The 13,234-nt window shown below is 66.1% G+C and carries 8 protein-coding genes; all 8 read left to right on the forward strand.

Going from position 1 to position 13,234, the window contains the following annotated elements; genetic code table 11:
- Positions 1–296 precede the first annotated feature (296 nt).
- Positions 297–2,600, forward strand: a complete 2,304-nt coding sequence (locus tag U1708_RS07890) for a membrane-bound PQQ-dependent dehydrogenase, glucose/quinate/shikimate family (protein WP_443029996.1) — start codon at positions 297–299, stop codon at positions 2,598–2,600.
- A 736-nt stretch (positions 2,601–3,336) separates the two neighbouring features.
- Positions 3,337–3,915, forward strand: coding sequence for an ANTAR domain-containing response regulator (locus U1708_RS07895; protein WP_332744408.1), 579 nt, complete (start codon positions 3,337–3,339; stop codon positions 3,913–3,915).
- The gene (locus U1708_RS07900; protein ID WP_332744410.1) at positions 3,915–5,129 is read left to right on the forward strand and encodes a CmpA/NrtA family ABC transporter substrate-binding protein; all 1,215 of its coding nucleotides are present in this window, start codon (positions 3,915–3,917) and stop codon (positions 5,127–5,129) included. The genes U1708_RS07895 and U1708_RS07900 overlap by 1 nt, the downstream gene beginning before the upstream one ends.
- A gap of 332 nt (positions 5,130–5,461) precedes the next feature.
- The gene (locus U1708_RS07905) at positions 5,462–6,829 is read left to right on the forward strand and encodes an MFS transporter (RefSeq protein WP_332744411.1); all 1,368 of its coding nucleotides are present in this window, start codon (positions 5,462–5,464) and stop codon (positions 6,827–6,829) included.
- Positions 6,830–6,872: 43 nt separating this feature from the next.
- A complete protein-coding gene (gene nirB / locus U1708_RS07910; RefSeq protein ID WP_332744413.1) occupies positions 6,873–9,359 on the forward strand; it encodes a nitrite reductase large subunit NirB in 2,487 nt (828 codons plus the stop codon).
- On the forward strand, positions 9,356–9,694 hold the full coding sequence (gene nirD / locus U1708_RS07915; protein WP_192238839.1) for a nitrite reductase small subunit NirD: 339 nt from the start codon (positions 9,356–9,358) through the stop codon (positions 9,692–9,694). Before nirB ends, nirD begins: the two co-directional genes overlap by 4 nt.
- Before the next feature lie 136 nt (positions 9,695–9,830).
- The gene (locus U1708_RS07920) at positions 9,831–12,428 is read left to right on the forward strand and encodes a molybdopterin-dependent oxidoreductase (protein WP_332744417.1); all 2,598 of its coding nucleotides are present in this window, start codon (positions 9,831–9,833) and stop codon (positions 12,426–12,428) included.
- Positions 12,418–13,212 carry a uroporphyrinogen-III C-methyltransferase gene (cobA, locus tag U1708_RS07925; protein WP_332744419.1) on the forward strand — a complete coding sequence of 265 codons (795 nt, stop codon included), beginning with the start codon at positions 12,418–12,420 and terminating at the stop codon, positions 13,210–13,212. Before U1708_RS07920 ends, cobA begins: the two co-directional genes overlap by 11 nt.
- Positions 13,213–13,234 lie beyond the last annotated feature (22 nt).

Consider the following 13,234-nt stretch of genomic DNA (forward strand, 5'->3'; position numbering starts at 1 on the left):
TTGACCACAGGCTGACCGACCGAACATCCCTTGGATTGACGTGAGGTTGGGGTAATGAGCCGCAGGCCAACAACGTTGGATTCGCGGCGCTTTCGAAAGCGCCCCGTGCCTCGCTTCATCCGCAAGGTCATGCGTACGATGAGCTACTGCTCATGACCAAAAATTCATCGATACTTTAACCTGTGTTACGCGTTGGTAGGGAATACAGCGAGGACGTATCGATGGGGCGCTTTCTGACGGTCATATTGGGTTGGGCGGTCGCCATCCTAGGAGGATTTTTTTCCGTTGCTGGAGGCGTGCTTCTCGCTTGGCACGGATCCCCCTATTATCTGATCACCGGTATCGCGATGATCGCGAGCGGAGCCTTGATCGGTCGCGGCGATCCGCGCGGACGCTGGCTGTTCGTCGCGATCTGGCTGGCCACGCTGGTTTGGGCGGTGTGGGAGGTCGGTCTCGACGGTCTGCAGCTAGTGCCACGGGTAGTCGCTCCGACGGTCCTGCTGGTTCTCGTGTTGCTCACCGGCTGGGGCGGTCGTCGGCCACGCGCACGTTCCCGCGCGGTACCGGCCGCGGTCGGCGTCGGTGCCGTCCTGTTGACCGGCGGAATTCTCGTTCGCGGTCAGGATCTGGATGCCCAGGGTTCGGTATCCGCTTCACCGGTCCCGGTTGCCGCCAACGGCGCTGGCGCGGAGGCCGATGGCGACTGGACCGAATATGGCGGTACGTTGTCGGGCCGCCGCTATTCGGCACTGAATGACATCACTCCTGCCAATGTCGGGCATCTCGAGCTCGCTTGGACGCAGCGGACGGGCGATCTTCCCGATGCCGCGGAGGCGGTCGAGCACAAGCGCGAATATCATTCCGAAGCGACACCGATCCACATCGGCAACACGCTATTCACCTGCACGCCGCATTCGTTCGTCCAGGCGATCGACGCGACTACCGGGAAGACGCGCTGGTCATGGCACGAGGATGCGAAGCGCGAGGGCAACAACTACCTCGTCTGCCGCGGCGTTGCGCATTACCAGGCGCCTGCGGGCACGCCTTGCCCCAACCGCATTTTCGCACCGACGTTCAACGCGCGGCTCGTCGCGCTTAATGCCGAGACCGGCCGCCCATGCCCCAGCTTCGGCGAGAACGGCTCGATCGACCTGCGCGAGAATATGGGCCTGTCGACGCCGTCCGATCAGATCGGCACGTCGCCCCCCGTCGTCGTCAACGGTCGGCTGATCATCGGCGAGCGGATCGTCGACAACGTCAACCGCAACATCCCGAGCGGGGTCGTGCGCGCCTATGATCCGATTTCCGGCAGGCCGGTCTGGGCCTGGGACGTCGGCCGTTCGCAGGATGCGATTGCGCCACTCGCCAAGGGGCAGGTATACACGCGCGGAACGCCCAACGTATGGGGCGCGATCACCGCCGACGCCGCCAACGGCATCGTATATCTCGGCACGGGCAACGCCTCGCCTGATTACTGGACGGGCTATCGCCGCCCATTCGACGACCGGTTCGGGACTTCGATCGTCGCGCTCGATGCGGCAACGGGCAAGCTGCGCTGGATGCGTCAGCTGGTGCATCACGACATGTGGGACATGGATCTGCCGATAGGCCCGTCGCTCTTCGATTACCGCGCGCCCGACGGCCGGACGATCCCGGCGCTGCTCCAGACTACCAAGATGGGCCAGGTGTATTTCCTCAACCGGCTTACCGGCGCGCCGCTCGCTCCGATCGAGGAACGCAAGGTGCGTACCGATGGCGCGACGCCCGGCGTGAAGGTCTCGCCGACGCAGCCCTTCTCGACCGGTATGCCTTCCTTCACGCCACCTGCGCCGAGCGAAGTCTCGACATGGGGCGCTACGCCGATCGACCAGTTGCTCTGCCGGATCGACATACGCCGGTCGCAGGGCGCGGGCATCTATCAGCCAATCGGAACGACGCCGATCATTGGCCACCCCGCATTCGATGGGGTCACAGACTGGGGTGGCGCGGCAGTCGATCCGGTGCGCGGGATCATGACCGTCAACACGATGGAGATGCCGTTCAAGCTATGGGTAATGCGGCGGGACGATCCACGCGTGGCGGAGCTGATGAAGCAGAAACAGGGTGGCGAGAATGCGCGCCAGGCGCAGCTACAGACGCAATATAATACGCCTTACACCGCCGTGGTGCAGGCTTGGATCGGGATATTCGGTGCCCCGTGCAACGCGCCACCCTGGGGTCACCTGACCGCGGTCGACCTGAAGACCAAAAAGATCCTGTGGAAGGAAGTGCTTGGCACGGCGCGCGATACCGGACTGTTCGGGTCGCATCTTGGCGTGCCGATCCGGACAGGCGTGCCCAATTTGGGCGGCTCGATCGTCACCGCCGGCGGGCTCGCTTTCATCGGTGCGACCACCGACCAATATCTACGCGCGTTCGACCTGCGTAACGGCAAGGTCATCTGGAAGGCGCGACTGCCAGCCGGCGCTCAGGCAACGCCGATGACCTATCGCGGTGCCGATGGCCGCCAGTATGTAGTCATTACAGCGGGCGGGCACGGCGCACTAGGTACGCGCTATGGCGACTACACGATGGCGTTCGCGTTGCCCAAGTCGAGTTAGAACGCGTACGAACTCGCTTTCACGTCCTTCCCACCTCAGCCTCGTGCCAAACTGAAAGAAATCAGTTTTCAGGATTGGCTGAGCAGAGCGGTAAAGTGTCCCGGGCGGTATGGGCGGCATGTTCCCAGTCAGGATGCGGTCGCCCGCCTCAGCGGCGTCCGCATCGCCGGGGCAGTGCGTCAAGTAGCCTACCCGGCGAGGCCGCGACATGGTCAGGTACGATGATCGCCGTTCATCGGCTGGTGGTTCCACCAAAATCATGTCCGGTCGACGAAAGGACCGGCGGCCGTTCGATATCAGTTTGGACATTTCCGACCGTCTTGCGTCAGTCAATCGTCTGGCATTCCTGTCCATTATTTGGGCTATGGCCGGTGCGCTCCGGTTCTGGTCCGCTTCGAATGGTCTCCGTGAATTTCGAAACCGCCGTAAATTACACGGCGCTTAATTGCCGGGCGCCATTTTGGCGGGCTCAAGCCCACAGGGCGCCGAGATCACGCATGCGGCCCCAAGCAGGCTTTTGCGTGCCTCTCGACCTCGGTTCATACGGCCGCAGCAACCTCAAGCCTCGCCGTTAGCCGAACTCCCTTGGCAAAATCTGATTTACAGCCGTTGGTCTCGGCGAGACGATTGTTCATCGCATCGGGTATGGCCCCGCTGTACTTACTCTCGATGGCTTGCGTGAAGACATGAAACGATGTGTCCTCGCCAACAGCATCAAGGCAGAATAATACGCTCCATGCGCATTGCGATCATAGATACCAGCGTCACGCGCGCCGCGATCATATCCGACGGTTTGCGCGAGGCGGGGCTCGACGACATCGTCGTGATCGACGGCATGATTGGGATGGTCGCTGCGCTTGAGAAGGCGGCGCCCGAGGTAGTGTTGATCAACCTTGAAAACCCCAGCCGCGACGTGCTCGAGGAGTTCTTCGCGGTATCGCGCGCGCTGGCGCGGCCTATCGCGATGTTCGTCGACCAGAGTGATGCGGAGTCCACGAACGCCGCGGTCGATGCGGGCGTTTCCGCCTACATTGTCGACGGGCTCGCCAAGCAGCGGATCAAGCCGGTCATCGACCTCGCCATCCGGCGGTTCCAGGCGTTCGCAAGGTTGCAGGCCGAGCTGCACGAAGCCCGCAGCGCGCTAGCCGATCGCACCACCGTCGACCGCGCCAAGGCGATCCTGATGAAACGCCGCGGCATCGACGAGCCGACCGCCTACGGCCTGCTCCGCGCGCAGGCGATGCGATCCAACCGCCGGATCGCGGAGATCGCCGACGCGATCATCACCAGCGATGCGCTCATGGGAGATTTGTGATGGCGCTCGACCGGGTCCGCATCGGTTTCCTCCCTCTCGTCGATGCGGCGCTGCCGATCCTCGCGCGCGAACGCGGGTTCGCCGAGGCCGAGGGACTGGAGATCGAGCTCGTCCGCGACATGACCTGGGCGACGGTACGCGACCGGCTTCTGTACGGCCATACCGACGCCGCGCACATGGTCGCACCGCTGGCGATCGCGACGGCGCTGGGGCGTGGGCGGCCGGCGGTGGCGATGGCGGTACCGTTCGTGCTGGGGCTCAACGGCAACGCGATCACGCTATCGCTGCCGCTCGCGGCGCAGGTGATGGACGGCGACGCGCTCGGCGATCCGGTGGTGCTTGGTGCGCGGCTTAAGGCGGTCGCGACCGAGCGTGCTGCGGCGGGACGGCGGCTGCGGTTCGGCGTGGTGCATCGCTATTCGAGCCATAACTACATGCTGCGCTACTGGCTCGCGGCGGTCGGCATCCGCCCGGATACCGACGTCGAGATCGTCACGACCAGCCCGACCTTCGCCGCCGATGCACTGGCGGCGGGCGAAGTCGACGGCATCTGCGTCGGCGAGCCCTGGAACGGCGTCGCGGTCGATCGCGGCGTCGGGCGGATCGCGCTGGTAACGGCACAGGTCTGGCAGCGTGGCGTCGAGAAGGTGCTGGCGATGCGCGCCGCCACGCTGGCCGAGCGTGGCGACGTCGTCCACCGGCTGATCCGTGCACTGCACGCTGCGGCTGCGCAGTTCATCGATCCGTATACGCTTGAGGAGAATGCGGCGATACTGTCTCGCCGAGAGTATCTCGATGCCCCGGTCGATGCAGTGGCGCGGGCCATCGGCGACCGGGTGCGGCTGGTGAAGGACGCGCTGCCAATCCATGTGCCCGACTTCATGTTCCAGTACCGCGAGGCGGCGAACTTCCCTTGGCGCAGTCAGGCGGCTTGGTTGTATTCGCAGATGGTGCGGTGGGACGGCACGCCGTTCTCGGCTGAGGCAGCTGATGTCGCGCAGGGGGTGTTCCGGCCGGACATTTATCGCGCGGCGCTCGCGGGGTCCGGCGCACCGCTGCCGAATGCGAGCTCGAAGCTGGAGGGGGCAATCGGCGCCGACGGCATCGGCGCGGGGTCGACGCAGGGTCGGCTGATCCTTGGGCGCGATGCGTTCTTCGATCGGCAAGCGTTTGATCCGGATGATATCGAGGGGTATCTGGCTGGGTTGCCATAAAGGCGAGCGCTGCGCTCTCCTCCTTGTTCTCCCACGAAGGCGGGTTCAGTCTGGGTCGCGGGGAAACAATCTGTGCGCGGCTGCGAGAGCAGCCAACCCAATCTGCTGCACCTGCGAAATGACGCTTGCGCGATACCACCATTTCGGTCATCTTCACATCGTCCGGCAAAGGAGTCGGACACGAAATCATCGCGAGACCGGTTCCAACGACGGGACCTGACCGCGTAGGACGATCCACCGATTGTCCATAGGCAACGAAGCCGCTCCGATGCGTCCGCAAGGTCGCCGTCGGGGCGGCTTTTTCTTTGTCCGCCGCAGATGGAGGGCCGACCATGTTGTTCGCATCACCGGGTATCTTCACCGCCGCACCCAAGGCCACCAGGATCGACCTGTTCAGCGCAGCCACGCCGCAGATGCGCGCGTTCCATGTCACGTGGCTGGCGTTCTTCGTGTGCTTCTTCGCGTGGTTCGCCGCCGCGCCGTTGATGCCGCTGATCAAGGCCGAGTTCGGGCTGAGCAAAGACCAGATCGCCAACATCAACATCGCCGCGGTCGCGGTGACGATCCTCGTGCGCCTGGTGGTCGGCCCGCTCTGCGACCGGTTCGGCCCCCGGCGCACCTATACGTGGCTGCTGCTGATCGGTGCGATCCCGGTGTTCGGGCTGGCGTTCGCGCAGACCTACGAGACGTTCCTGTTCTTCCGCCTCGCAATCGGCGCGATCGGCGCGTCGTTCGTCATCACGCAATATCACACGAGCGTGATGTTCGCGCCCAACGTCGTCGGCACCGCCAACGCGACCGTCGGTGGCTGGGGCAATGCCGGTGGTGGTGCGGCGCAGAGCCTGATGCCGCTGGTCGTCGCGGCGCTGGTTGGGCTCGGTGTCGAGCACGCGTTCGGCTGGCGCGCGGCGATGTTCGTGCCGGGCGTCGCTATGCTCGCGATGGCGTTCGTCTACGCGCGCTACACGCAGGATACGCCGCAGGGCGACATCGTCGACCTCCGCGCCGCGGGCATCGAACTCGACGGCGGCAAGGCAACCGGCATGGCGATCTTCCGCCGCGCCGCCGCCAATTACCGCACCTGGATGCTCGCCGCGACCTATGGCGCGTGCTTCGGCGTCGAGATCTTCATCCATAACATCGCCGCCAGCTATTACGTCGACCGGTTCGGCCTTTCGTTGACCAACGCAGGCCTCGCCGCCGGGATCTTCGGCGGTCTAGCCCTGTTCGCCCGCGCGCTCGGCGGGATCGCGAGCGACCGGATCGCGCTCAGCAAAGGGCTCGACGGCCGCGCGCTGCTGCTGTTCGCGCTGATGCTCGGCGAAGGCGTCGGGCTGGTGCTGTTCGGTCATGCCGGCAGCGTGACGCTCGCGATCCTGGCGATGACGATGTTCGGGCTGTTCACGCACATGGCTTGCGGCGCGACCTATGCGCTGGTGCCGTTCATCGACCGCAAGGCGCTGGGCGGTGTCGCCGGGCTGATCGGCGCAGGCGGCAACATCGGCGCGGTCGCGGCGGGGTTCCTCAACAAGGCCTCGGCCACCCCGCAGCAATGCCTGATCATACTCGGCTACATCGTCGCGGGCACCGCGGTCTGCGCGCTCGCCGTCCGCTTTTCCGCGACGCACAAATCGGACGAGCGCGCGCTGCTCGACGCCGCGCTCGACGCGCGCCGCACCAGCAACGCCATTCCTGCATGACCCGCGCGCCCCATTCCCGGCTCCAACCCGACTGGACGATTTGATGGAACACCAAACCCCCTTCCCCGACACCCGCGAGCACCTCGTCGTGATCGGCAACGGCATGGCCGGCTGCCGCGCGGTCGAGGAACTGATCGCGCGCGATCCGACCCGGTACCGCGTGACGATCTTCGGCGCCGAGCCGCACGTGAACTACAACCGGATCATGCTGTCGCCGGTGCTGGCGGGCGAGAAGACGTTCGAGCAGATCGTCATCAACGACCACGCCTGGTACGCGACCAACACCATAGAGCTGGTGACGAGCGACCCGGTGCAGGCGATCGACCGCGCCGCAAAGACCGTCACCGCACGATCGGGGCTGACGGTGTCGTACGACCGGCTTCTGATCGCGACCGGGTCCGATCCGTTCATCATCCCCGTCCCCGGCAAGGACCTGCCCGGCGTCATCTCGTTCCGCGACATGGCGGACGTCGACCACATGCTGGATGCAGCCGGAAAGGGAGGCGCGGCGGTGGTGATCGGTGGCGGACTGCTCGGCCTGGAGGCCGCACACGGCCTCACGTTGCGCGGGATGAAGGTCACGGTGATCCACCTGATGCCGACGCTGATGGAGCGGCAGCTCGACGAGGCAGCGGGGTGGTTGCTCAAGTCGGCGCTGGAATCGCGCGGCCAGGTCATCCTCACTGAAGCGAACACCGCCGAGATCGTTGGCGATACCCGCGTCGAGGGCGTGCTGCTGAAAGACGGCACGCTGATCCCCGCGAGCCTCGTCGTCATGGCGGTCGGCATCCGCCCGTCCGTCGCCTTAGCGCGCGACGCTGGACTCGAGATCGGCCGCGGGATCAAGGTCGACGACCACATGGTCACCAGCGACCCGTCGATCCTGGCGGTAGGCGAATGCGTCGAGCATGACGGCAACGTCTACGGCCTCGTCGCGCCGCTGTGGGACATGTGCCGCGCATTGGCCGACGGGTTGACCGACATTCACAGCGGCTATCGCGGATCGGTGACCTCGACCAAGCTGAAGGTCGCCGGGCTCGACGTGTTCTCGGCGGGTGATTTCTCCGGCGGTGCAGGCGCGGAGGACATAGTCCTGCGCGATGCGTCGCGCGGCATCTACAAGCGCGTCGTGGTCAAGGACGACCGGATCGTCGGCGCGGTGCTGTACGGCGACACGACCGACGGCGGCTGGTATTTCGACCTGCTCAAGCGGGCGGAAGACATCGCCCCTATCCGCGACATGCTGATCTTCGGCCAGTCGTTCGCCTCGGGAGGAGGCACGGCGGACCCTAAGGCGGCCGTTGCGGCGCTCTCCGACGATGCGGAGATCTGCGGCTGCAACGGCGTCACCAAGGGCAAGGTCGTGGCGTGCATCGGCGCCGGCAACGCGACGCTCGACGCGGTCCGCGCGACCTGCAAGGCGTCGGCGTCGTGCGGATCGTGCACCGGGCTGGTCGAGACGCTGCTCGCGGTCACGCTGGGCGACGAATATTCGGGCGAACGTTCCGTCAAGACGATGTGCAAATGCACCAGCTTCGGCCACGACGACGTCCGCCGCGAGATCGTCGCGCAGGGCATGCGATCGATCCCCGAAGTGATGCAGAAGATGAGCTGGTCGACGCCGGACGGGTGTTCGTCGTGCCGGCCTGCGCTCAATTACTACCTGCTCTGCGCATTGCCCAGCGACTACAAGGACGACCAGCAGAGCCGCTACGTCAACGAGCGCGTGCATGCCAACATCCAGAAGGACGGCACCTATTCGGTCGTGCCGCGGATGTGGGGCGGCCTCACCAACCCGCGCGAGCTGCGTGCGATCGCCGATGTCGTCGAGAAATACGACGCGCCGATGGTCAAGGTGACGGGCGGCCAGCGGCTCGACATCTTCGGGATCAAGAAGGAGGATCTGCCCGCGGTCTGGGCCGATCTCAACGCCGCCGGGATGGTCAGCGGGCATGCGTACGGCAAGAGCTTGCGCACCGTGAAGACGTGCGTCGGGTCGGACTGGTGCCGGTTCGGAACGCAGGACTCGACCGGGCTCGGCGTCAAGGTCGAGCGGATGACCTGGGGCTCGTGGATGCCGCACAAGTTCAAGATCGCGGTCAGCGGCTGCCCGCGCAATTGTGCCGAGGCCACGATCAAGGATTTCGGCGTGGTCTGCGTCGACAGCGGCTACGAGCTTTCGGTCGGTGGCAATGGCGGGATCAAGGTCCGCGCGACCGACTTCCTGTGCAAGGTCGCGACCGAGGAAGAGGCGATGCATTACTGCGCCGCGTTCATCCAATTGTACCGCGAGGAAGCGCGCTATCTGGAACGCACCGCACCGTGGATCGAGCGGATCGGCGTGGAATACATTCGCGAACGGATCGCCGAGGACCCGGAGGGCCGCGATGCGTTGGCGGCACGGTTCCTGTTCTCGCAGCAGTTCACGCAGGACGATCCGTGGGCGGCGCGCGCGGCGGGTGAACACCGCGAACAGCATGCGCCGATGGCGCGCTTCACACCTCTGGACGCATCGAGGGAAATGGCATGATCGGCGAATGGCTCGATATCGGCTGGGTCGACGAGATCCCGGTCCGCGGCAGTCGTACGGTGCAGGTCGCCGGCGGCGACGACATCGCAGTGTTCCGCACCGGCGACGGCAAGGTATTCGCGCTGGCCGATCGCTGTCCGCACAAGGGGGGGCGGTTGTCGCAGGGGATCGTGCATGGCGGCGCGGTGGCGTGTCCGCTCCACAACTGGCGGATCGCGCTGGATACGGGCGAGGCGCTGGGCGAGGACAAGGGGTGTACGCCGGTTATTCCGGTTAAGGTGTCGGGTGGGCGGGTTCTGTTGTGCCGGACAAGCACGATGAAGGCGGCGGCGTGATTCTACGCTCTCCCCGAATGCCGCCTCCCCGGCGGAGGCCGGGGCCCAATTGGGAAAACAGGTGTAACAGCGCGCTGCCCATCATCGCAGACGTCTCCCAATTGGGCCCCGGCCTCCGCCGGGGGGGTACCTCAGCATGAGCGCACCCGTCCGCACGACTTGCGCTTATTGCGGTGTCGGTTGCGGCATTCTTGCGACGCCGACTGGCGAGCGGTCCGTCACGATCACGGGCGACCCCGATCACCCCGCCAACACCGGCAAGCTATGTTCGAAGGGCACGCATCTCGGCGAGACGATCGGGCTCGAAGGCCGCCTGCTCACCCCGATGATCGGTCAGCGTCGCGCCTCCTGGGACAAGGCGCTCGACCTCGTCGCCAAACGCTTCCGCGAAACGATCGCGCAGCACGGTCCCAACAGCGTCGCCTTCTACGTGTCCGGCCAGTTGCTGACCGAGGATTACTACGTTGCCAACAAGCTGATGAAGGGCTTCATCGGCTCGGCGAACATCGACACCAATTCGCGGCTGTGCATGGCCAGCGCGGTCGCCGGGCATACGCGCGCGTTCGGTGAGGATATCGTCCCCGCGAGCTACGACGATCTCGACGCCGCCGACCTGATCGTGCTGGTCGGATCGAACACCGCCTGGTGCCACCCGATCGTCTATCAACGCATCCGTGCGCGCTGCGACGCTGGCGCGAAACTGGTGGTGATCGACCCGCGCCGGACCGAGACTGCGGACGAGGCCGACCTGCATCTCGCGATCCGGCCCGGCACCGACGTCGCGCTGATGAACGGCTTGCTGGCGTGGTGTCGCGATGCTGGCGTGGTCGATTACGACTATCTCGCCGCACACGTCGCGACGCCCGATGCGTTCTGGGACCAGTCCGACGAGGGCAGCGACCTGTGGTCGGTGGCGCGCATCTGCGACGTTCCGCCGCAGGATCTCAGGCGCTTCTTCGAACTGTTCGCCGCGACGCCGAAGACCGTGACGATGTTCAGCCAGGGCGTGAACCAGTCGCTGTCGGGCACCGATCAGGTCAACGCGATCACCAACCTCCATCTCGCCACCGGCCGCATCGGCAAGCCGGGTGCCGCCCCCTTCTCGATCACCGGCCAGCCCAACGCGATGGGCGGGCGCGAGGTCGGTGGGCTCGCGTCTTCACTCGCCGCGCACATGGACTTCGCACTCGAAAACGTCGCGCGTGTCGGCCGGTTCTGGGCCGCGCCAAACATGGCGACCAAGCCGGGGCTGAAGGCGGTCGACCTGTTCCGCGAACTCGGCAACGGCCGGATCAAGGCGCTGTGGGTCATGGCGACCAACCCCGCGGTGTCGATGCCCGACGCCGGCCGCGTGCGCGAGGCGTTGGCGGCATGCCCGTTCGTCGTCGTGTCCGACGTGATCGAGACCACCGATACTTCGGTCCACGCGCATGTCCGCCTGCCCGCCGCCGCCTGGGGCGAGAAGGACGGCACCGTCACCAATTCCGATCGCACGATCAGCCGCCAGCGCGCGTTCCTGGCCGCACCCGGCGAGGCGAAGCCGGACTGGTGGATCGTTTCCGAAGTCGGGCGGCGGATGGGGTGGAACACGGCGTTCTCCTACGACCGCCCCGCCGAGATCTGGCGCGAGCATTGCCGGCTGTCGTCCTATGAGAATGACGGCGCGCGGCTGTTCGCGCTTCCCGGCCATGCCGCAAAGGGCAACGCCGAGTATGACGCGATGGCGCCGTTCCGTTGGGGTGGCGCGCCCTTCGCGGACGGCCGGTTTTCGACACCCGATGGCCGTGCGCGCCTCGTGTCAGTGGCGCAAAAGCCGGTTGCCGCCCCGCTTACGCAATGGCCGATGACACTCAATACCGGGCGTTACCGCGACCAGTGGCATACGATGACCCGCACCGGCCTGTCGCCCAAGCTGGCGCGCCACCGCGAGGAACCGCTGGTCGAGATTCACCCCGGCGACGCGGTGCGACTTGGGATCGTCGATGGCGGCTTGGCGCGCGTCATCACGCCGCAGGGCGACAGCGTCTTCCGCGCGAGCGTTGTCGCGACGCAGCGGATCGGCGAACTGTTCGTGCCGATTCACTGGACCGACCGTACCGCGACCGCTGGCCGCGCCGGGCTTCTCCCTCGCCCGGTCGCCGACCCTGTCTCGGGTCAGCCGGGTTTCAAATCCACGCCGGTGCGGATCGAGTCCGTCGCGACCGAGTGGCGCGGCTTCGTCGTGGTCCGCGGCGAACTGGCGACGCGCCCCGATTGCCTGTGGGCAACGCGCGTCTCGGTACCGGGTGGAACGGCGTGGGACATGGCGGGCAACGGCGACTCCGCCGCACTCGACGCGCTGCTGTCGAAGGGCCAGCGGATCGAGGCGGTCGATGCGGCTCGGGGCTCGCGCCGGATCGCGATATTGGAGGGCGGCAGGCTCGCCGCCGTGCTGTTCGTGACCCGGGACGGTGCACTTCCGCCCCGCGACTGGCTCGTCGCGCAACTGAGCGAGGCTATCGCCGCGCCCACCCTGCTCGCCGGCCGCGCGCCGGGCGTGCAGGTCGACCGTGGCCCGATCGTCTGCGCGTGCTTCGACGTCGGGCTGAGGACCATCCTCGCCGCGATCGCCGACCAGCAGCTCGCCAACGTTCCCGCAATCGGTGCGGCCTTGAAAGCCGGCACAAATTGCGGATCGTGCCGCCCTGCCCTCGCCAAACTCCTCGTCACGCAAGGATCAGCAAATGTCGCATGATTTTCCGCCCGGTTCGGTCTGGCTGGTCGGTGCCGGGCCGGGCGATCCCGACCTCCTCACGCGGAAAGCCGAGCGGCTGATCGTTGCCGCCGACATCGTGTTCTACGACGCACTGGTCGGCCCGGGCGTCCTTGCACTCATTCCTGACGGCATCGAGCGGGTAAGTGTCGGCAAGCGATCGGGGCGGCATTCGAAGGATCAGGTCTCGATCAACGTCCTGCTCGCCAGGGCAGCGCTCGCGGGCAAGCGGGTCGTCCGGCTCAAGGGCGGCGATCCGTCGATCTTCGGCCGCTCGACCGAGGAGCTCGATCACCTCGCCGCCAACGGCATCACGGTGCGGATCTGCCCCGGCATCACCGCCGCCAGCGCCGCATCGGCGTCGGGTGGCGCCTCGCTGACGCTACGCGGCCTAGCACGAAAGCTGACGTTCGTCACCGCGCACGCCCGCGCCGGCGAAGCGCTCGATCTCGACTGGACCGCACTCGCCGCGCCCGATGCCACGCTCGCCGTCTATATGGGTCGCGCCGCCGCCGGCGAAGTCGCGCGCAACCTGATCGCGGCTGGGCGCGCGCCTGACACGCCAGTCATGGTCGCGGTCAACGTCTCGCTCCCTACCGAGCGCATCCTCCGCGGCCGATTGTCGGCGCTCGCGTTCATAGTTGAAACGATAAGCGCTGAAGACCCTGCTCTTCTCCTGATCGGCGACGCGATAGCCGCTTCGTCGGCGAAAGCGGCTCAATCAACAGCGAACAGGCGAGATTTGGAAACCCGGCCGACACGATGACATAGACGCTGGCAATCCCTCC

The sequence above is a fragment of the Sphingomonas arabinosi genome (assembly GCF_036663715.1).
Classification (GTDB): Bacteria; Pseudomonadota; Alphaproteobacteria; order Sphingomonadales; family Sphingomonadaceae; genus Sphingomonas.